Genomic DNA, 20,433 nt, shown 5'->3' with positions numbered 1-20,433 from the left:
ACACGCCGCGTTGTTGACGGCGTGATTCCAGCACGCGAACCCTGAACAAAAACGCCCTCGCTCATGAACGCCGCAGTTAAGTTCAGCTAGCGGTTATTTCATGCACTTCTAACAGCCGGAGCATCCGCATGCGCAATCCCGTCACCTCGCGCGCCCTGGAGTGGGCCAGCACCCTGCGCTACCCCACCTTGTTCAAGCTGGCGGCGGCGCTGTTTCTTGTCGACCTGGTGATGCCCGATCCGATCCCGTTCCTGGACGAGCTGCTGTTCGGCCTGACCACGCTGCTGCTGGCCAACTGGAAGACCCGCAAGGCACCGCTGCCAGCGCCGGTGCGCCGCGATTGATGCAGTTGGTCGATAGCCACTGCCATCTGGATGCCGGCGAGTTCGACCACGACCGCGCCGCGGTGATCGCACGCGCGCGGGCAGCCGGTGTCGTACAGCAGGTGATCCCGGCGATCACCGCCGCCAGCTGGCCGGCGCTGCGCTCCGTCTGCACCCAGGCCCCCGGGTTGCACCCCGCCTACGGGCTGCACCCGATCTTTCTCGATCAGCACCGCCCCGAGCATCTGGAGCTGCTGGCTGAGTGGATCGAGCGCGAGCGGCCCTGCGCCATCGGCGAGTGCGGGCTGGACTTCTATCTGGACGGGCTGGACGAGCAGATGCAGCGCGATTATTTCGACGGGCAACTGCAGCTGGCCAAGCGCTTCGAGCTGCCGCTGATCGTGCATGCGCGGCGCGCCACCGAAGAAGTCATCGCCCGCATCAAGGCCGTGGGCGGCCTGCGTGGTGTGGTGCACAGCTTTGCCGGCAGCCCCGAACAGGCGCAGCAATTGTGGAAGCTGGATTTCATGATCGGCTTGGGCGGCCCGGTGACCTACCCGCGTGCCAATCGCCTGCGCGGCCTGGCTGCAACGATGCCGCTGGACTGGCTGCTGCTGGAAACCGATGCACCGGATCAGCCCGACGCCAGCATCCGTGGCCAACGCAACGAGCCGGCCTACCTGCGCACGGTGCTGGACTGCATCGCACAGCTACGCGGCGAGGCGGCCGAGCACATCGCCGCGCAGACCACCGCCAACGCACGGCGGTTGTTCGGGTTGCCGGGCTGAGCGCACTGCCCGTTGCCGCATGACACGGCAACGCGCACTCACCCCGCCGAGGCAGCCTCGGCAACAGGTCTGGCAGCAGCCACCTTCGGCTTGAGCAACATCTCCAGCGCCTTGCCCACCGCGACAAACGCAAAGGTGCCGGTGATATGCGTGGCTGCGCCCAGCCCGGCCCCGCAATCCAGCTTGAGCGTGGCGTCGGCATCCAGCTGCGGGCGGATGCCGCAGACGCTGCCATCGGCCTGCGGGTATTTGACGTTCTCCAGCGAGTACACCGCCGGCACGCCGAAATAGCGCTGCGGATTCTTGGGGAAATTGAACTCGCTGCGCAGCTTCTTGCGGATCAGCGCCAGCATCGCGTCGTGTTCGGTGCGCGAGACATCGCGTACCCGCACCAGGGTGGGATCGGTGCGCCCGCCAGCGGCGCCCACCGTCAGCAAGGGCAACTTGCGTCGGCGACACCAGGCGATGGTTTCCACCTTCACCCGGAAGCTGTCGCAGGCATCGATCACCAGGTCGAACGTATCGCCGAGCAGCTGTTCGATATTGCCGGCGGTGAGGAACGACTCCACCGCATCGGCGTCGATTTCCGGGTTGATCGCCACGCAGCGTTCGGCCATCGCGCGCGCCTTGTTACGTCCGTACTGCCCGGCCAGCGCCGGCAGCTGCCGGTTGGTGTTGGACACACACAGGTCGTCGGCATCGATCAGGCGGATATGGCCGACGCCGGTACGCGCCAGCGCCTCGACCACCCACGAGCCCACGCCGCCCATCCCCACCACCGCCACGCGGCAGGCAGCCAGCCGCTCGACCGTGCCGACTCCGTACAGCCGGTCGATACCGGCAAAGCGTTCACGCCATTGTGCTTTCATCGGCCTATTTTACGCGCGCCGCTCAGCGCGCGCCCATCGACCTATTGAAGCCCGCGTCCACGGAGGTCCGTCCATGCCCGCCCCGCCCACCGAACAATCGCGCGCGTCCCGCTATGCCTTCCTGCTGGTGCTGGGCATCCTGATCGGGCTGGTGTGCACGGTGATGGTGGCGCGCGTGCTGCAGGCCAGACGCAACCCGGTGCCGGACAGCCTGATGCAGGTGATGGCTTACCAGCTGCGCGCCCTGCAAGCCGATACCGATGGTGGCTGCAACTCCACACGCCAGCGAGCGCGACTGCAATCGTTGCGCCTGCTTGCCGGCGAACTGGAGCCGGCCTTTCCGGACATCGGCGAGGACCGCCGCTTCGGCGAGCATGCCAGCGCCCTGCGCACGGTCCTGGACCAGGCACAGCGCACGCCGCCGGCGGATTGCGCCGCGCTTGCCGCACTCAGGCCACAGATCAATGACGCCTGCGAGGCCTGTCATCGCGACTTCCGCTGACCCGCCATCGCACCGCCGCATCGATGCGCACGGCGGCGGTGGTGAACAGGACGCTCGGGTTTCGTTAAGCCTGGAGTGATCCAGTTGGCAGACCGTTCACCCTGACCAACCCAGGATGACGTCGCCGCGGCCCTGACCGCTTTTTCGAACCACCCCGGAGAGACCTCATGAAGACCCGACTGCTCGTCATTGGCCTGGCTGCAACCGCGACGCTGGTTGGCTGCGCCACCTCCCAGCCCCAGTACGGCAGCTACCGCGGCGACCGCGGCTACGACCAGGGCTATTCGCAGCCGCAGGCACGCTGCGTGGATTGCGGGATCGTGACCCGCATCGATGAAGTCGGCCCGACCCGCAGCGCTCCCACCGGCACCGGTGCGGTGCTCGGCGGCATCGTCGGCGCGGTGGCCGGTCGCCAGATCTCCAAGGAGACCGGTGGCAGCAAGGGCAACAAGAACGTCTCGGCCGTGGCCGGTGCCGCCGCCGGCGCGCTGGCGGGCAATGCGATCCAGAACAACGTCACCAGCGACAGCTTCGATGTGCAGGTGCGCATGGACGACGGCCGCGTGATCGTGGTGAACCAGCGCGACCTGGCTGGCGTGCGCGAAAATGCCTATGTGCGCGTGGTCAACGGCAAGGTCGTGCTGCGCTGATCGGCGCACTTACCAGTAGCAGTCAGGAAAACCACTGCGCTCACCGCTAGGACCGCGCAGTCGGCACCCGGAATCGACATGCATCCACGTGTACTTCGATTTCTTCGTGCCCGCCTGACGACTGCTCGCTACGTTCGATGCGCCAGTGTTGGCGAATGACAGAAAGGCCCGGCGACGGGCCTTTCTGCTGTCTGCACGATGGCCGCGGTGTTGCGCCGCGCTCAGACCACCTGCACCGCATCGGCCTGCAGGCCCTTCTGTCCCTGTACCACGGTGAAGCTGACCTTCTGGCCTTCCTTGAGACTCTTGAAGCCCTGGATCTGGATCGCACGGAAGTGGACGAAGACGTCCTCGCCGTTTTCGCGACTGATGAAGCCAAAACCCTTGGCGTCGTTGAACCACTTCACGACACCATTCTCGCGTTCGATATTGGACATCTCGGCTGACTCCCTACGACACTGTGATGGACTGACGGTGGTGGCTGTGATTGCAAGGAGGAAGCGAGGTACAAGGATGTAGCGGATCGAACGATCTACCGCATCAGGCCACGATTCACGGTGACCGTTGCAAACAGCAGCGCTGGCAACTTAACCCGCACCAAACGAATTTTCAAGCACCTCTTGCGCAATTTTGTCAAGCCTGAAACAGGACATTTTTAAACATCATGGACATCACCGTCGTCTACTACATCCTGGCTGGCGTGCTGGTCCTGATCGGCCTTGCCGGGGTCGTCCTGCCGGCGCTGCCAGGCCTGCCACTGGTGTTCGCGGGACTGCTGGTGGCCGCCTGGGCCGATGGCTTTGCCCATGTCGGTTGGGTGGCGCTGGTGATTCTGGGCTTGATGACGGCGTTGTCGTTTGCGATCGACTTCCTCGCCACCGTGTACGGCGCCCAGCGGGTCGGCGCCAGCAAGGCGGCACTGTGGGGCTCGGTGATCGGCTCGGTCGTCGGCATCTTCTTCATGCCGATCGGCTTGTTCGTCGGGCCGTTCGCCGGCGCGTGGCTAGGCGAGTATTGGCAGACCCGCAAATCCGACCAGGCCACCAAGGTCGGCTTCGGCACCTGGCTGGGCATCGTGTTCGGCACCGCGACCAAGCTGGCACTGGGCCTGTGCATGCTGGGCGTGTTCGCCATTGCCTGGTTTTTCTAGCGGATCTCCGGCGTTCACAGACGGTGATTGGGTCGACTTGTCTCCCGGACACTGACGACGCAGGCACCCACGCGGTTACAGACAGCTGCCGATTGCAGGCGTCGCCCGGATGTTATGCCACCGTGTACACACCGCGTATGCAGGCGCGACCGTTAAGCTTCGCATCTGACGCGCCTGCCTGGCGCCTTTATTCGGCCAGACTGCCCATGTCCAAGCACCGCACCCGTCCCTTGATGCTGATTGCCCTGGCGGCGGCGCCACTGGCGCACGCACAGGAAATCGCCCCCACCCCCGCTTCGCCGCAGGCCTGCACCTCCGTCACCTCGGACGCGGCACGCCTGGCCTGCTACGACCAGGCGCTGGGCTATACCCCACAGCTGACCGCCGAAGCCGATGCCGCCGCGCAGATCGCCAAGCAGAAAGAGTCCAAGCCGCAGGACGAACGCGCCATCAGCCGCGTCGGCGACTTCTTCCGTGCCGACGGCCAGGATCAGCCCAAGGCCGAGGCGGTCGCCAATGCCGGCCGCGGTTCGTTGCTGGACCGCCGTTGGGAGCTGGCCAAGGACTCCAAGCTGGGCACCTTCCAGTTGCGCGGCTACAAGCCGGTGTATCTGCTGCCGGCATTCTGGACCAGCGACTCCAACCGTACCCCGCAGTCGCCGAACCCGGCCAACTCGGTGTCCACCCCGCAGCAACTGGACAGCACCGAACTGAAGTTCCAGCTCAGCTTCAAGACCAAGGTGGTCGAGGATCTGTTCGGCGACAACGGCGACATCTGGATGGGCTACACCCAGAGCTCGCGCTGGCAGGCCTACAACACCGATGCCTCGCGCCCGTTCCGCGAAACCAATTACGAGCCGGAAGCGATGCTGGTGTTCCGCAACAACTACAGCCTGTTCGGCTGGAAGGGCCGCATGAGCGGCATCAGCATCAACCACATGTCCAACGGCCGCGAAGATCCGCTGTCGCGCTCCTGGAACCGGGTCATCCTCAACATCGGGCTGGACCGCGAGAACTGGGCACTGACGCTGCGCCCGTGGTTCCGCATCAAGGAAGACCGCGCCGACGACAATAATCCCGATATCGAGGATTACATGGGCCGTGGCGACGCCACCCTGGTCTACAACAAGGACGGGCACGAAGTGGCGTTGATTGCGCGGCATTCGCTGCGCGGCGGCGACCGCTCGCATGGCTCGGTGCAGCTGGATTACGGCTTCCCGATCACCAACCTGCTGCGCGGCCACGTGCAGGTGTTCGACGGCTACGGCGAAAGCCTGATCGACTACAACCACAAGGCCACCTACATCGGCGTGGGCGTGTCGTTGCTGGAGTGGTTCTAAGCACATCGCACCGCTGCGCTGAGCAACGTCGAGACCATTGAAAAGCCGGCATGCGCGCATGCCGGCTTTTTCGCGTCCGGATTGCAGGCCTGGAGCGGTAGACGTGGCAGGCAGTCGTCAGCTCGGCGCGCAGGAATTGCAGCGCATGCCGATTCCGGACATGGCCCACGCCTGCCTGGCGGTGAAAGCAGCAGCTTGATAGCCGCTTCTGGTTCCGCAGCGCTGACGATCACGCTGCCCCGCGCATATATAGGCTGCTCCGCACCCTCCGCACATATAAAAAAGACAGCGCAGGAGATCATCCTGCGCTGTCTTCATGAAACGGTTTTGGCAGCGATCAGACGTCGAAGAAATCGACCTTGCCGTCCTTCAAGGTGTAGTACGCACCGACGACGCGGACATTGCCCGCGCGCAGCGGTTCGAGCAGCGCCGGCTCGGACGCGCCGCGCAGGCGGTCGACGGTGCGCTTGACGTTGGCTTTGACCGAGGCCGCCAGCAGGTCGTCGCCGCCCTTGCTCTTGGCGGTCAGCACGGCCGGGACGATCGGCTCGATCATCGCGCCGATCGCGCCCGGGAAGAATGCGTTCTTTTCCACCACCGACACCGCCGCGGCGACCGCGCCACAGCTCTCGTGGCCCATCACCACCACCAGCGGCACGCCAAGCTGGCTGACCGCGTATTCGATCGAGCCCAATGCCGTGGTGTCGACGGTATTGCCGGCATTGCGGACGATGAACATCTCGCCCAGGCCGCGCCCGAACAGCAGCTCCGGCGGCACGCGCGAATCCGAGCACGACACCAGAATCACGAACGGGGTCTGCCCCAGCGCCAGTTCCAGACGGCGCTTGCTGTCGGAAATGACCTTCTTGGGGCGGTTTTCCACGAAGGCGGCGTTGCCGTCACGCAGCACCTGCAATGCCTGCTCGGCATTGAGATCGGTCTTCTTCGACGGCGCCGCACCGACGGCGAACGGCAGTGACGCGGCGGCGGCCGCGATCGGCGCACAACAGGCACATTGCAGCAGTTTTCGACGGGATGCGGAATGCGACATGGACGAGCCCCTGCTCTCTGGTTGTGGCGCGATCGTACACCGCGGCAGGCGCGGCACCACGGCGTGGCTGGAGCTTATGTCGACACGATTTCGCAGCCCGCGCCCCCCGGGTTCAGGTCCAGTCCGTCAGCCCCTCGCGGCGATAGGTTTCCTGAAATGCCGGGCGGGCTTTCATTCGCTGCGCATGCGCCTGCAAGGCCGGCCAGCTATCGCTGGGACGGGGCATGTTGCGCGACCAACGCATCATCATGGTCAGCATGAAATCGGCCGCCGACAGGGTCTGCCCGAGCAGATACGGGCCGTTGGCCTGCAGGTGCGTATCGACCCGGGCCCAGGCCGCCTCCAGTCTGGCGCGCGCCTGGGATTGCGCGGCTTCGGCGTGCGCGGCACCGGCCGGCTCGTCCGGATAGAACCAGGCCCGGTACGCCGGCTGCAAGGTGTTGGCGCAGAAGAACATCCACTGGTAGTACGCCGCGCGCTCGGGAGTACCGAGCGGCGGTGCCAGCCCAGCCTGCGGATGCAGGTCGGCCAGATGCAGCACGATCGCGGCCGCCTCGGTCAGCACGTGTCCGTCGAGCACCAGCGTCGGCACCACGCCGGCCGGATTCAGCGCCAGATACTGCGGCGATTTTTGCTCGGCGCGTTCGAAATCCAGCGGATGCAGTACGTGCGGTACGTCGAGTTCGATCAGCAGCCAATGCACGACCAGGGCTGCGGTGCTGGGGGTGTGGTACAGCGTGGCGCTCATACGGATTCCTGAGTCGGTTGGTGCAGGCGAGCTTACGTGGTTCACAGCGATTGTCCTCGCCCTGGTGGATGCCATCGAAGACCCGCGCGAGGGCAGTTGGCCCGCTGCGACGGATTCCGTACATCGTCGCAGCGGTTTCAGCGCGGCGCCACCGCGGCGCTGCACCTGCGCTCGCCGGCCCAGTCGGTGCGGCATTGCCTGGCACTCTGGTTGCACTGCGCGATGCAACAGCCCGCACTGCGGGCGCGCTGGCTGGCGCCCTTATTCCACCACCACCGGAATCTTGCCGATGCGCGATTGCCATTGCCGCGGGCCGGTCTTGTGCACCGATTCGCCGGTGGAATCCACCGCGACGGTGACCGGCATGTCCTTGACCTCGAATTCGTAGATCGCCTCCATGCCGAGGTCTTCGAATGCCAGCACGCGTGCGGCCTTGATCGCCTTGGACACCAGATAGGCCGAGCCGCCGACCGCCATCAGGTACACGGCCTTGTTGTCGCGGATCGCCTCGATCGCCGCATCGCCGCGCTCGGACTTGCCGACCATGCCCAGCAGGCCGGTCTGCTCCAGCATCTGGCGGGTGAACTTGTCCATGCGTGTGGCGGTGGTCGGGCCGGCCGGGCCGACCACTTCATCGCGCACCGGGTCGACCGGGCCGACGTAGTAGATGAAGCGGTTGGTGAAGTCGACCGGCAAGGTTTCGCCCTTGTTGAGCATGTCGATCATGCGCTTGTGCGCTGCGTCGCGGCCGGTCAGCAGCTTGCCGTTGAGCAGCACCACCTCGCCCGGCTTGAAGCTGGCCACTTCCTCACGGGTGATGGTGTCCAGGTTGACCCGGCGCGCATTGGTCGGGTTGTAGGTGAGCTTGGGCCAGTCTTCCAGCGACGGCGGGTCCAGCATCACCGGGCCGCTGCCGTCCAGGGTGAAGTGCGCATGGCGGGTGGCCGCGCAGTTGGGAATCAGCGCCACCGGCAGGTTGGCGGCGTGGGTCGGGTAATCCTTGACCTTGATGTCCAGCACCGTGGTCAGGCCGCCCAGGCCTTGGGCGCCGATGCCGAGCGCGTTGACCTTTTCGTAGAGTTCCAGCCGCAGCTCTTCGGCGCGATTGGAGGCGCCGCGCGCCTGCAGATCGACGATGTCGATCGGCTCCATCAGCGCTTCCTTGGCCAGCAGCATGGCCTTTTCGGCAGTGCCGCCGATGCCGATGCCGAGCATGCCCGGCGGGCACCAGCCGGCGCCCATGGTCGGCACGGTCTTGAGCACCCAGTCGACGATGGAGTCGGACGGGTTGAGCATGGCGAACTTGCTCTTGGCCTCCGAACCGCCGCCCTTGGCCGCGACGATCACTTCGACATGGTGGCCAGGCACGATCTTGGTGTTGACCACCGCCGGGGTATTGTCGCGGGTGTTGCTGCGCTTGCCGGCCGGGTCGGCCAGCACGCTGGCGCGCAGCTTGTTGTCGGGGTGGTTGTAGGCGCGGCGCACGCCTTCGTTGACCATATCTTCCACGCCCATCGTGGCGTCGTCCCAGCGCACCTGCATGCCGATCTCCAGGAACACGGTGACGATGCCGGTGTCCTGGCAGATCGGGCGATGGCCTTCGGCGCACATGCGCGAGTTGATCAGGATCTGCGCGATGGCGTCCTTGGCCGCCGGCGACTCTTCGCGCTCGTAGGCAGCGGACAGGTTCCTGATGTAGTCGACCGGGTGGTAGTAGCTGATGTACTGCAACGCGTCGGCGACGGACTGGATGAGGTCTTCCTGCTTGATCGAGGTCACGGCTGGCTCTACGGCTGGCGGGGGCAATCCGGCCATTTTAGTCGAAACTCCCGGCGTGTCCGGGCGTCGCGTCAATCGGGGCGATTGATCGGGCCTGCGATCGCGCGCGTAGCTGCCCCGCAGTATGGGCACGCTGCAGGCCATCGACCGCATTGCCTTGCACGCGTGCAGTCGGCAGCGCACGCAGTCCGCCGTAGGCGCGGCGCACCTCCAACACCCCGCGCCGACGCGTGGCGCTGCACACTAAGCCGATGTCAGCCTCCCGTTCCGGCGCCCCTGCGCCTGCCGCTCCCCGTACCGGCCCCACCCTGCGCGAGCGCCTGGATGCGCTGCGCAACCTGCCGCCCTTCCTGCGCCAGATCTGGCAGACCAGCCGCTGGCTGAGCGCCAGCAGCATTGGCTTGCGCGTACTGCGCGCGTTGATGCCGGTGGCCTCGTTGTATATCGGCAAACTGATCATCGACGAGGCCATCCACCTGGTCGGTCAACCGCCGGCCTTCGACTCGCTGGCGCAGGCGCTGGGCAGCGGCCGGCTGAACCGGCTGCTGGAATTGCTGGCGCTGGAACTGGCCCTGGCGATCGGCTCGGACCTGCTCGGCCGGCTGGTCGGCTACGCCGATGCCTTGTTGTCGGAGCTGTTCAACAACGCCGCCAGCGTGCGCCTGATGGAGCACGCCGCGCAGCTGGATCTGGAGGACTTCGAGGACCCCGACCGGCAGGACAAGCTGGATCGCGCGCGGCGCCAGACCATGAACCGCATGAACCTGATGAGCCAGCTATTCGGCCAGGTGCAGGACGCCATCACCGTGGTCAGCCTGGCGGTGGGCCTGGTGGTGTACGCGCCGTGGTTGATCCTGCTGCTGGCGATCGCGCTGATCCCGGCCTTCATCGGCGAGGCGCATTTCAATGCGCTGGGCTATTCGCTCAACTTCCAGTGGACACCGGAGCGGCGCCAGCTCGACTACCTGCGCCAGGTCGGCGCGAGCGTCGAGACCGCCAAGGAAGTCAAGATCCTCAACCTGCACCGCTTCCTGATCGCACGCTATCGCCGGCTGGCCGACAAGTTCTTCCAGGCCAATCGCGCGCTGGCGCGCAAGCGTGCGCTGTGGGGCGCATTGCTGGCTGCGCTGGGCACCCTGGGCTACTACATGGCCTATGGCTACATCGCCTGGCGCACCGTGCGCGGCGATTTCAGCATCGGCGACCTGACCTTCCTGGCCGGCAGTTTCCTGCGCCTGCGCCAGTTGCTCGAAGGCCTGCTGATCGGGTTCTCGCAGGTCGCCGGCCAGGCCTTGTATCTGGACGATCTGTATTCGTTCTTCAACATCGTGCCGGAGATCCGCTCGCGCCCGAACGCGCTGCCGGTGCCGCGACCGATCCGCCAGGGCTTCGTGTTCGAGGACGTGGGCTTCCGCTACCCGGATGCCGAACAGTGGACGGTGCGGCATCTGGATTTCGAACTGCATGCCGGCGAAGTGCTGGCGCTGGTCGGCGAAAACGGCGCCGGCAAGACCACCCTGGTCAAGCTGCTGGCGCGGCTGTACGACCCGGACGAGGGCCGCATCCTGCTCGATGGCCGCGACCTGCGCGACTACGACCTGGACGATGTGCGCGCCAACCTGGGCGTGATCTTTCAGGACTTCGTGCGCTATCACCTGAGCGTGGGCGAGAACATCGGTGTCGGCCAGGTCGATGCGATGGACGATGCGCCACGCATCCGCGCCGCTGCGCAGCGTGCGATGGCCGGCGAGCTGATCGACAGCCTGCCCGATGGCTACGACCAACTGGTCGGGCGCCGCTTCAAGAACAGCGTGGACCTGTCCGGCGGGCAATGGCAGAAGATCGCCATCGCACGCGCCTACATGCGCGATGCGCAGCTGATGATCCTGGACGAACCCACCGCCGCCCTGGACGCGCGCAGCGAGTTCGAGGTGTTCCAGCGCTTCAAGGAGCTGTCGGACAACCGCACCGCGGTGCTGATCTCGCACCGCTTCTCCAGCGTGCGCATGGCCGACCGCATCCTGGTGCTGGCCGCGGGCCGCATCGAGGCCAACGGCACCCATGCCGAACTGATGGCCCAGGGCGGGCGCTATGCGGAGCTGTTCGAATTGCAGGCGGCGGGGTATCGGTGAGGCCGGGGATTGGGCATTCGGGATTGGGGATTGGTAAGAGCTGCCGGCTCATCCGCGAGCCCGATGCGTCCAGAACCCAGGATCTGCTCTTGCGAATCCCCAATCCCGACTCCCCAATCCCGGCACCCAAATGAGAGCCCCTCTCATTTGGCCGGCTTGAGGTAGAATTGCCGGGTACTCTTCCCACGACACTTACCGGTATGTCTTCCGCTTTCGGCGCCGAAACGGTGCTTGAGGTCCGTCACTGGACCGATGCCTACTTCAGCTTCACCACCACCCGCGATGCCGGCTTCCGCTTCGAGAACGGGCAGTTCGTGATGATCGGTCTGGAGACCGAGACGCGGCCGCTGCTGCGCGCTTACTCGATCGCCAGCGCCAACTGGGAAGAACACCTGGAGTTCTTCAGCATCAAGGTGCCGGACGGCCCGCTGACCTCGCGGCTGCAGCACATCCAGCCGGGCGACAAGGTACTGGTCGGCAAGAAGCCCACCGGCACGCTGCTGATCAGCGACCTGCACCCGGGCCGCAACCTGTACCTGCTGGGCACCGGTACCGGTCTGGCGCCGTGGTTGTCGGTGATCAAGGACCCGGAAACCTACGAGCGTTTCGACAAGGTGATCCTGACCCAGGGCGTGCGCTTCGTGCAGGATCTGGCCTATCGCGATTACTTCGAGCGCGAGCTGCCGCAGCACGAATTCCTCGGCGACATCCTGCGCGAGAAATTGCTGTACTACCCGGCGGTGACGCGTGAGGCGTTTGCCAACCAGGGCCGCCTGACCGAGCTGATGGCCGACGGCCGCATGCAGCAGACGCTCGGGTTGCCGCCGCTGGATCCGGCCAACGACCGCTTCATGATCTGCGGCAGCCCGCAGATGCTGGCCGACCTGCGCAGCCTGCTGGATGCACGTGGCTTCCAGACCTCGCCGCGCATCGGCACGCCGGGGCATTACGTGTTCGAGCGCGCCTTCGTCGAGAAGTGATGCGGCGCGCGTGAGCCCTCAGGGCGAGGCGGCGTTTACGCAGACCGCGACGCCGGCATGCACTATCGTAGGAGCGCACCCGGGCGCGACGAAGCGTTCCCGGGAAGGCTTCATCGCGCCCAGGTGCGCTCCTACGATTCAACTAGCGCGCGCTCGATGTCCGCAGCCAGCGCGTCCGGTTTGGTGGTCGGGGCGTAACGCTCCAGCACCGTGCCATCTCGGCCGATCAGGAACTTGGTGAAATTCCACTTGATCGCCTCCGATCCCAGCACGCCGCGCTGTTCGCGCTTGAGCCATTGCCACAACGGATGCGCACCGCTGCCATTGACCTCGACCTTCTCGGCCAGCGGAAAATCCACCGCGTAATCGAGCGAGCAGAACTGGCGGATCTGCGCGGCATCGCCCGGCTCCTGATGACCGAACTGATCGCAGGGAAACCCGATCACCACCAGACCACGCTCGCGATAGCGCTGCCACAGCGCCTGCAGGCCTGCGTACTGCGGAGTAAATCCGCATTTCGAAGCGACATTGACCACCAGCACCACCTTGCCGGCGTAATCGCGCATCGAGCGGGGCCGGCCTTCCAGGTCGGTGAATGCGAACGTGGAGATATCGCTCATGGCTGCCCTGAAGTGTGCGAGACGGGCAGCGTAACCCAGCAGCCGGCAGCGTCGCATCGCGGTCGCCGAGCGCGTCATCCGGAAGAGGCGTTTTTCAACGGATGCGTCGCCGCAGCCATCTGGCCCTTCCTGCTGGTCCCGACCGTTGCCGGACGCTACCACGGCGCGCTATCGGCCAGCATCCGTCAGGCGGACCGATCGAAACATCGCTGCCCGCCGAGCAGCCGGAATGCAGCCTGGTGGAACACGCCGCACCGTAGACAGGCAGCGCCCGCCCGGCGGCGGCACGCGCATGGTGTCATCGGTCGTGTGCCCACAAGACCAGCACCGCTCGTGCCCGCCTGATGGCATCGTAATGACCGTGCAGCCATGCCTTTTGTCACACGCCTGTCCGGCCCGGCTGGGGTAGCCTCGGCGGTTCGCACTTTGGAGCCATCCTCTTGACCACCCGTCTCGCTTTTGCCCTGGCCGCCTCCCTGGGACTTGCCATGCCGTCCTACAGCATCGCCGCACCCGCCACCACGCAGGCCGCCACCCAAGCCAACCCCTTCTTTGCCGACAGCACGCTGCCGCTGCACTACCCGCAGTTCGACAAGATCAAGGACAGCGATTTCGCACCCGCCTTCGACGCCGGCATGACCGAGCAGTTGAAGGAAGTGGAAAAGATCGCCAACCAGAAGGCCAAGCCGAGCTTCGACAACACCCTCATCGCGCTGGAAAAAAGCGGCGCCACGCTGGATCGCGCCACCACGGTGTTCTTCAACCTGGTCGGTGCCGACACCAACGACGCGCGCAAGAAACTGCAGGCCGACTATTCGGCGAAGTTCGCCGCGCACCGTGATGCGATCTCGCTCAATGGCAAGCTGTTCGCGCGTATCCAGACCCTGTACGACCAACGCAGCAAGCTGGGCCTGGACGCCCAGGGCGTGCGCCTGGTCGAGAAGTACTACAGCGATTTCGTACGCGACGGCGCCAAGCTCTCCGATGCCGACAAGACCACGCTCAAGGCGATGAATGCCGAGCTGGCCAACCTGGGCACCACCTTCAGCCAGAACGTGCTGGCGGAAGTGAATGCCGCCGCCGTTGTCGTCGATGACGTCAAGCAGCTCGATGGCCTGTCCGAAGAGCAGATTGCCGCTGCCGCCGAAGCCGCCAAGGCGCGCAAGCTCGACGGCAAGTACGTGATCGCGCTGCTCAACACCACCGGCCAGCCGCCGCTGACGCAGCTGAAGAATCGCGAACTACGCAAGAAGATCTACGACGCCTCGGTGTCGCGTGGCAGCCACGGTGGCCAGTACGACAACACCGCACTGGTGGCGCGCATCATGAAGCTGCGTGCCGACAAGGCCAAGCTGCTCGGCTTCCCGACCTACGCTGCCTATTCGCTCGAAAACCAGACCGCCAAGACACCGGAGGCGGTCAACGCGATGCTGGGCAAGCTGGCGCCGGCGGCGGTGGCCAATGCCAAGCGCGAGGCGGCCGATCTGCAGGCGATGATCGACAAGGAGCAGAAGGCCGCGCGCAAGCCGACGTTCAAGCTCGAAGCCTGGGACTGGGCCTACTACAGCGAGAAGGTGCGCCAGGCCAAGTACAACTTCGACGAATCCCAGCTCAAGCCGTACTTCGAGCTGAAGAACGTGCTGGAAAACGGCGTGTTCTATGCGGCCAATCAGGAATACGGCCTGACCTTCAAGCAGCGCACCGACCTGCCGACCTACCGCGACGACATCACCGTCTATGACGTGTTCGACGCCGACGGCAAGCAGCTGGCGATCTTCATCGCCGACATGTATGCACGCGAATCCAAGCGCGGCGGTGCCTGGATGAACTCCTACGTGTCGCAGTCGGCGCTGACCGGTTTCAAGCCGGTGGTCGCCAATCACCTCAACATCCCCAAGCCGCCGGCCGGCCAGCCGACGCTGCTGACCTGGGACGAGGTGACCACCATGTTCCATGAGTTCGGCCATGCGCTGCACGGCATGTTCTCGGACGTCAAATACCCGTATTTCTCCGGCACCAGCGTGCCGCGCGACTTCGTCGAGTTCCCCTCGCAGGTCAACGAGATGTGGGCCGACGAGCCGTCGATCCTGAAGAACTACGCCAAGCATTACCAGAACGGCACGCCGATGCCACAGGCGCTGCTGGACAAGGTGATTGCCGCCTCCAAGTTCAACCAGGGCTTTGCCACCACCGAGTATCTGGGTGCGGCCATGCTCGATCAGAACTGGCACCAGATCAGCGCCAGCCAGGTGCCCGACGCAGCAGGCGTGATGGCATTCGAAGCCAAGGCCCTGCAGCAGGACGGCATCGCCTACGCGCCGGTACCGCCGCGCTACAAGACCCCGTATTTCAGCCACATCATGGGCGGCTACGCGGCCGGCTATTACGCCTACATCTGGTCGGAAGTGCTCGACGCCAACACCCAGCAGTGGTTCAAGCAGCACGGCGGGCTGAGCCGCGCCAACGGCGACCGCTTCCGTCAGACCCTGCTCTCGCGCGGCGGCAGCGTCGATGCGATGGAACTGTTCCAGAACTTTGCCGGCCATGCGCCGCAGATCGAGCCCCTGCTCGAGAAGCGCGGCCTGAGTGCGCAAGGTGGCGATGGCGCCACGCCGGAAGCGCCACAGTCCAAGCCGTAATCGCACTGCGTTGAAACCAAGACGCCGCCCGGAGCGATCCGGGCGGCGTTTTTGATGGTCGCGATGAAGCGGGCTGCGCGAGCCGCAGACGCTGTGCTCAGAGCTCGACCGAATCCACGCCGTCGAGCAATTTCCTCAACAGCTTTTCCAGCCGCACCTGCTCGGCATCACTGATGCTGGAGGTCTCTGCATTGAGCAGCGTGCAGGCGTCGGGAAGCAGGCTGTTGATCAACGCCAGGCCTGCCGGCTGCAAGGTCAGCATGATCTTGCGCCGATCGTCCGGGCTGCTGCCACGCGCGATCAGGCCCTTCTCGCACAACTGGTCGGTGAGCCGGGTGATGTTGGCCGGCTTTTCGCTGGCGGCTTCGGCCACTTCGGTGGGCGTGATCGCCTGCTCCGGGGTGCCGTAGAGCATCATCAGAATCTCGTATTCCGGCGGGCTGATGCCGTATGGCTTCAACCGCGCGCACCCCTGCGTATGCAGTCGCTTGTAGAGGTGCTTGATCATCCGCACCAGGACGGCCGGTTCACGCGGAAACGCCGGATAGCGCACACAGGTGTGGTCCACGCGACTTGCGGTTGGATCGAAACTACTCATATCACCCGTTTGCTTACATTACTGAATGGCCAAGCCATTCAATCACATCATCTGTGGGGTGACACCTCAGCGTGCGAAGAGATGTACATATTCCGGCGCGACCGAGGCCAACACTGTCGAGGCAGCGACCTCGGCCGTTTGCGTCCCATCCGAATACGGCCCCACCTGATATGGCGGAAACACGAACCGAAGCGCGGTGATCTGCCCTGCCGGATTGAGCACCGGTACGAACTGGGCAAAGTTGTCGACCTGCGCGGCAGTGCCTTCGGCAATCATGCGATCGGCAGAGGCCAGCTGCTCGGCCTGTTCTTCGACCGGCACGCGATCGGCCTCCACGCGCTGGCTGGCGGCGTTGTGCAATTGCACGGCCACCTCGCGCCCGATCCTTTCCCAGCCTGCCGGATCCGGAATCAAGGCCTGCGCGGTCAATTGCTTGCGCTCCTTGACCAGCCAGACGAAGCGCGCCACCAACGGCTCGCCATGTGCACCACCGGTATAGCGGCTGCCGTCGGCGGATACGACGATCAGGTCCGGTGTCTGCAACACGGTCTCGAACGCCAGCGACAACTCGTAGGGTGCGGCCGGCTTGTCGTTGCCGAGCCCGGAGACCGCTTCCATGAGCTCGGTACGTGCTGCCTGCGCATAGCTGCGGATCAGTGCGGTCAGCTCGGGAAACGCGTCCAGCCCGCGCGGATAACTGATACCCACCATATAGGCGGGCGCGTGCTCGATCACATCCTCCAGCGGGCCGCTTTGCACCAGCACGGGCTCGGCCGGCGGTGCCGCGGCGGCGGCGGCGTCAGCGGCCGGCTGTGCCGATTCGGCCGTCGTCGGCTCGCGCTGCGTACATCCTGCCAACACGGCCAGCACCAGCAAGCCCCGGACTGCGTTCACTCCTGACAACCGCCCCATTCCCACCTGCTCCCCATCGATACATCTGCAAAGACACGCTGCCGGCGATCAGGCCAGCAGATCCTGAAACTGTTGGTGCCGCCGGATATACGCCTCGGCGTAACTGCAGGCAGGCACGACCTTGTAGCCCTGCTGGCGCGCATGTGCCAAGGCAGCCTCCACCAGCACTGCGGCAATGCCGCGTCCACCGATCGCGTCAGGCACATGCGTATGCGTGATGGTCATGTGCTCACCTTCCAGACGGTATGCCAGTTCGGCATGCTGTCCATCGGTGTCTACGCTGAAGCGCTGCTGCGTGGAATCGTGGTCTGCCTGCACTGTCGCTGCCTCCATGGTGGTCTGCACGAGGCAGTGACGATGGCGAGCAGTGTGACCAGCGTGGCGCGGCGCCTGCGTGAAAATGAATCGATGCTGTGAACGCCCGCGCAGCCTGCCGAACTGGCACTTAAGTTCGCTCGCGCCGCGCCGATAGCTCAGCCGAAGGCGCCCGTTGCAAGCCGGGCCGGCGCGACCGCCGATGCCTTCGCCTTATCTACGAGGAGTCACCGCATGCACAACGATTCGGCAGGACACGGCGCAGACAGCGATAGCTCGCTGCTGGAAGGCCTGTTCCAGTTCGCCATCAAGGGCGACACCCACAACCCCGACTTCGCGCAGCTCAACGACACGGTGTACCAGCGCCTGCAGCAGGCCTACGGGTCGGTGCCCACCGGCAGCGTCGCCGGCGACCAGAACCGCGACGCGGCCTGAGCCGGCATCGCATCACTCGCCAGGACCGCTCGCGCACTCGCCGCGATGGTCCTGGTCCGGTCGCCGAAGGCGACCCGCTCATCCCGACACCTTTGACCTAACCGCACGTGCCACCGGCGACCGGCGCTCGGTTTGCCAACCGGTCAGCCGAAACGCGGATGGGACAGCTGCTCCAGGAATACCTGCAGCACGCGCGGCTCCATGATCAGCATGAACATCACGCCGAACGCGGCACCGGCCAGGTGCGCGCTGTGGTTGATGCGATCGCCGCCGCGGCGGTCCATCCACAGGCTGTAGCCGACATAGAACACCGCATAGATGATCGCCGGCGCCGGAATGAACAACACCAGGATGATGGTCCACGGCTGCAGCAGGATGAAGGCAAACAGCACCGCCGACACCGCGCCGGAGGCACCCAGGCTGAGATAGTTCGGGTTCTTCTGGTTCTTCAGATAGCTGGGCAGGATCGAGACCACCAGCGCCGCCAGATAGAACAGCGGATAGGTCAGCACGCTGCCGGTCAGCTGGGTCATCACGTTTTCGATCACCCGGCCAAAGAAGAACAGCGTGATCATGTTGAAGACCAGGTGGCCCAGGTCGGCATGGATGAAACCGTAGGTGACCAGGCGGTCGTACTGCTTGTGCTTGTCCAGCGCCGGCGGCCACAGGATCAGGCGGTCGGCCAGCTTGCGGTTGTTGAACGCCATCCACGAGACGATGCCGGTGATGGCGATCAGGATCAGGGTAATCATGCGGACCTCAGGCAGAACGGTAATTGTCGACCATGCGATACCCGCGCGCGTACAGGCCGAAGGCCAGTGCCGCCAGGAACGCGAAGGCCGCGAAGAAGAACATCAAAAATGCCGCTTCGCTGAGCCCAGTATCGGCGATGTGGGAGGTCACCGTGGCGTTGCGCACTGCCACGTTCGACAGCAGCACCCATAGATTGCCCACCGTGGTGGTCAGATACCAGAAGCTCATCACCACGCCCTTCATGGACGGCGGCGCCTGGCTGTAGGCGAACTCGATCCCGGTGGCCGACACCAGCACCTCGCCGAAGGTCAGCAGCGCATAGGGCAGGATCTGCCAGGCGATATGCATCGGCTCGCCGCCGTCCATGCTGATCTGGATGGCACCGACCGCGATCCAGGCCAGGCCGCTGAACGCGATGCCGCAGGTCATGCGGCGCAGCGCGGTGGGCTCCCAGCCGCCACGCCGCAGCAGCGGGTACAGCACCAGATTGTTGAACGGGATCAGCAGCATCACCAGCAGCGGATTGAGCGCCTGCATCTGCGAGGCGGTGAACCAGGCCGGCATCGTCATCTCGCGCCCCTGCAGGACCCAGGTCGAGGCCTTCTGGTCGAACAGTGAAAAGAACGGCGTCACCAGCGCGAAGATCACCAACACCCGCAGCAGCGCGCGCACGCCTTCGACCGCGGTATCGGGATGGATGCCGCGCGCGCGCTCCAGCTGCCACCAGGTGCCGCCGCCGATGCCGGCCAGCAACAGCACCAGCGCCATGCACAGGCAGATGACGATGCCGAGCTGGTCGACCAGCGCAAAGCAGGCCAGCGCCAGCAGTACCGACAGCACTGCCAGCAGCAGGCCCGGGCGGCCCTGCCCCGGCGTCTGTGTCAGCAGTGCGGTGCGCACCACCGCACCGAAGCCGTGCGGGTCCTTCGGCGGCAACGGCACCCGCACATAGCGCCTGCGGCCCAGCCAGAACACCAGCGTGGCCACGAACATCAGGATGCCGGGAATGCCGAATGCCCACGCCGGGCCCAGGTTCTTCAGCGCCAGCGGGATCAACAACGAGGCGAACAACGAGCCGAAGTTTATGATCCAGTAGAAGCCGTCAAACACCACCTTGGCCAGGTGCTTATTGGACTGGTCGAACTGGTCGCCCATGAACGAGGCCACCAACGGCTTGATGCCGCCCGCACCCAGCGCGATCAGGCCCAGCCCGAGGAAGAAGCCGTTGCGGCTGCCTTCGAACAGCGCCAGGCAGGCATGCCCGGCGCAATACACCAGGCTGAACCACAGGATGGTGTTGTATTTGCCGAAGAAGCGATCGGCCAACCAACCGCCGAGCAACGGGAAGAAAAACACCCCGATCATGAAGCTGTGCAGGATGTGCTTGGCCTCGGCCTCGCGGCCGGGTCCGCTGACCTCCTGCAACAGCAGCGAGGTGATCAGGAACTGCACCAGGATGTTGCGCATCCCGTAGAAGCTGAAACGCTCGCAGGCTTCGTTGCCGATGATGAAGGGTATCTGGCGCGGCAGCCGCGCACCGGCAGTGGGGCCCGGCAAGGTGGAAGTGGTCAAGGGCAGTCCGGTCGAGCAGAAAACACGCGCTATCGTACCGGCGGCCGCCGGTTGGCCGCCATCGCGACCATGGGATAAGGCCTTGGATGCGCGCTGCATGCATCGACGCCGCTGCGCTCGTTGCCGCCGTTGCGGTGCGCCTGACACGTCGTCCGGCCCAGGCGTGCCAAAAAAACCTGTCGGTACGCCGCAACCACGCCGATCACACGCAAGTCATGACGCAGTGCAGATTGGCCTGCTGCGCCGGCTCGGCTACATTGCAAACGTTTTCCTGGAA

Annotated in this window: 21 protein-coding genes; 10 read left to right on the top strand and 11 right to left on the bottom strand. The window is 65.2% G+C overall.

Annotated elements, in window-relative coordinates:
* The first annotated feature begins 128 nt into the window (after nt 1-128).
* Nucleotides 129-344, top strand: coding sequence for a DUF6116 family protein (locus AC1PLS_RS07425; RefSeq protein ID WP_039528164.1), 216 nt, complete (start codon nt 129-131; stop codon nt 342-344).
* Entirely contained in the window at nt 344-1,111 is a 768-nt protein-coding gene (locus AC1PLS_RS07420; protein WP_054591586.1) for a TatD family hydrolase, read from the top strand. Before AC1PLS_RS07425 ends, AC1PLS_RS07420 begins: the two co-directional genes overlap by 1 nt.
* Before the next feature lie 38 nt (nt 1,112-1,149).
* Here the strand turns inward: AC1PLS_RS07420 and AC1PLS_RS07415 are convergent, their stop codons facing one another.
* A complete protein-coding gene (locus AC1PLS_RS07415) occupies nt 1,150-1,980 on the bottom strand; it encodes a tRNA threonylcarbamoyladenosine dehydratase (protein WP_054591587.1) in 831 nt (276 codons plus the stop codon).
* A 73-nt stretch (nt 1,981-2,053) separates the two neighbouring features.
* On the opposite strand from AC1PLS_RS07415, the gene AC1PLS_RS07410 reads away from it, so the two are divergent.
* Both AC1PLS_RS07410 and AC1PLS_RS07405 read left to right on the top strand, forming a co-directional pair.
* Nucleotides 2,054-2,482, top strand: a complete 429-nt coding sequence (locus tag AC1PLS_RS07410; protein WP_054591588.1) for a hypothetical protein — start codon at nt 2,054-2,056, stop codon at nt 2,480-2,482.
* A gap of 167 nt (nt 2,483-2,649) precedes the next feature.
* On the top strand, nt 2,650-3,132 hold the full coding sequence (locus tag AC1PLS_RS07405; protein ID WP_016902706.1) for a glycine zipper 2TM domain-containing protein: 483 nt from the start codon (nt 2,650-2,652) through the stop codon (nt 3,130-3,132).
* 221 nt (nt 3,133-3,353) lie between these two features.
* Here the strand turns inward: AC1PLS_RS07405 and AC1PLS_RS07400 are convergent, their stop codons facing one another.
* Entirely contained in the window at nt 3,354-3,569 is a 216-nt protein-coding gene (locus AC1PLS_RS07400; protein WP_003483561.1) for a cold-shock protein, read from the bottom strand.
* A gap of 227 nt (nt 3,570-3,796) precedes the next feature.
* Here AC1PLS_RS07400 and AC1PLS_RS07395 point away from each other — a divergent pair, with 227 nt between their 5' ends.
* Nucleotides 3,797-4,282, top strand: coding sequence for a DUF456 domain-containing protein (locus AC1PLS_RS07395; protein WP_046342196.1), 486 nt, complete (start codon nt 3,797-3,799; stop codon nt 4,280-4,282).
* 206 nt (nt 4,283-4,488) lie between these two features.
* Nucleotides 4,489-5,622, top strand: coding sequence for a phospholipase A (locus tag AC1PLS_RS07390; protein WP_102252300.1), 1,134 nt, complete (start codon nt 4,489-4,491; stop codon nt 5,620-5,622).
* Nucleotides 5,623-5,959: 337 nt separating this feature from the next.
* Here the strand turns inward: AC1PLS_RS07390 and AC1PLS_RS07385 are convergent, their stop codons facing one another.
* The 3 genes from AC1PLS_RS07385 to AC1PLS_RS07375 all read right to left on the bottom strand — a co-directional run bounded on the left by AC1PLS_RS07385 (nt 5,960) and on the right by AC1PLS_RS07375 (nt 9,200).
* Entirely contained in the window at nt 5,960-6,598 is a 639-nt protein-coding gene (locus AC1PLS_RS07385) for a carbonic anhydrase (RefSeq protein ID WP_024938923.1), read from the bottom strand.
* Between the two features lie 187 nt (nt 6,599-6,785).
* On the bottom strand, nt 6,786-7,421 hold the full coding sequence (locus AC1PLS_RS07380; protein ID WP_024938922.1) for a glutathione S-transferase family protein: 636 nt from the start codon (nt 7,419-7,421) through the stop codon (nt 6,786-6,788).
* A 261-nt stretch (nt 7,422-7,682) separates the two neighbouring features.
* Nucleotides 7,683-9,200 (bottom strand): fumarate hydratase, encoded by a 1,518-nt coding sequence (locus AC1PLS_RS07375; protein WP_024938921.1) that lies wholly within the window; start codon nt 9,198-9,200, stop codon nt 7,683-7,685.
* Between the two features lie 251 nt (nt 9,201-9,451).
* On the opposite strand from AC1PLS_RS07375, the gene AC1PLS_RS07370 reads away from it, so the two are divergent.
* The gene (locus tag AC1PLS_RS07370) at nt 9,452-11,332 is read left to right on the top strand and encodes an ABC transporter ATP-binding protein (protein WP_184434059.1); all 1,881 of its coding nucleotides are present in this window, start codon (nt 9,452-9,454) and stop codon (nt 11,330-11,332) included.
* A gap of 200 nt (nt 11,333-11,532) precedes the next feature.
* On the top strand, nt 11,533-12,312 hold the full coding sequence (locus tag AC1PLS_RS07365) for a ferredoxin--NADP reductase (protein WP_024938919.1): 780 nt from the start codon (nt 11,533-11,535) through the stop codon (nt 12,310-12,312).
* 131 nt (nt 12,313-12,443) lie between these two features.
* Here AC1PLS_RS07365 and AC1PLS_RS07360 read toward each other — a convergent pair whose 3' ends face one another.
* Nucleotides 12,444-12,932, bottom strand: a complete 489-nt coding sequence (locus tag AC1PLS_RS07360) for a glutathione peroxidase (protein WP_024938918.1) — start codon at nt 12,930-12,932, stop codon at nt 12,444-12,446.
* Nucleotides 12,933-13,372: 440 nt separating this feature from the next.
* Between AC1PLS_RS07360 and AC1PLS_RS07355 the strand changes: the two genes are divergently transcribed.
* Nucleotides 13,373-15,571, top strand: a complete 2,199-nt coding sequence (locus AC1PLS_RS07355) for a M3 family metallopeptidase (RefSeq protein WP_172837930.1) — start codon at nt 13,373-13,375, stop codon at nt 15,569-15,571.
* Between the two features lie 97 nt (nt 15,572-15,668).
* Here the strand turns inward: AC1PLS_RS07355 and AC1PLS_RS07350 are convergent, their stop codons facing one another.
* The 3 genes from AC1PLS_RS07350 to AC1PLS_RS07340 all read right to left on the bottom strand — a co-directional run bounded on the left by AC1PLS_RS07350 (nt 15,669) and on the right by AC1PLS_RS07340 (nt 17,414).
* Nucleotides 15,669-16,169 carry a MarR family winged helix-turn-helix transcriptional regulator gene (locus AC1PLS_RS07350; protein WP_481104306.1) on the bottom strand — a complete coding sequence of 167 codons (501 nt, stop codon included), beginning with the start codon at nt 16,167-16,169 and terminating at the stop codon, nt 15,669-15,671.
* Nucleotides 16,170-16,235: 66 nt separating this feature from the next.
* Nucleotides 16,236-17,081 carry a DUF3298 and DUF4163 domain-containing protein gene (locus tag AC1PLS_RS07345; protein ID WP_160954880.1) on the bottom strand — a complete coding sequence of 282 codons (846 nt, stop codon included), beginning with the start codon at nt 17,079-17,081 and terminating at the stop codon, nt 16,236-16,238.
* Between the two features lie 48 nt (nt 17,082-17,129).
* The gene (locus AC1PLS_RS07340; RefSeq protein ID WP_184434053.1) at nt 17,130-17,414 is read right to left on the bottom strand and encodes a GNAT family N-acetyltransferase; all 285 of its coding nucleotides are present in this window, start codon (nt 17,412-17,414) and stop codon (nt 17,130-17,132) included.
* Nucleotides 17,415-17,630: 216 nt separating this feature from the next.
* Between AC1PLS_RS07340 and AC1PLS_RS07335 the strand changes: the two genes are divergently transcribed.
* Nucleotides 17,631-17,831 carry a hypothetical protein gene (locus AC1PLS_RS07335; protein ID WP_046342190.1) on the top strand — a complete coding sequence of 67 codons (201 nt, stop codon included), beginning with the start codon at nt 17,631-17,633 and terminating at the stop codon, nt 17,829-17,831.
* Between the two features lie 143 nt (nt 17,832-17,974).
* Here AC1PLS_RS07335 and AC1PLS_RS07330 read toward each other — a convergent pair whose 3' ends face one another.
* A complete protein-coding gene (locus AC1PLS_RS07330; RefSeq protein WP_046342189.1) occupies nt 17,975-18,583 on the bottom strand; it encodes a rhomboid family intramembrane serine protease in 609 nt (202 codons plus the stop codon).
* 7 nt (nt 18,584-18,590) lie between these two features.
* Nucleotides 18,591-20,156 carry a POT-type proton-dependent oligopeptide transporter gene (locus AC1PLS_RS07325; protein ID WP_167762813.1) on the bottom strand — a complete coding sequence of 522 codons (1,566 nt, stop codon included), beginning with the start codon at nt 20,154-20,156 and terminating at the stop codon, nt 18,591-18,593.
* Between the last annotated feature and the right edge of the window lie 277 nt (nt 20,157-20,433).

This window comes from Xanthomonas sp. NCPPB 3218 (assembly GCF_056725185.1).
Note: the sequence above shows the minus strand (reverse complement) of the source record. Positions and strands in the feature narration are given on the sequence as shown.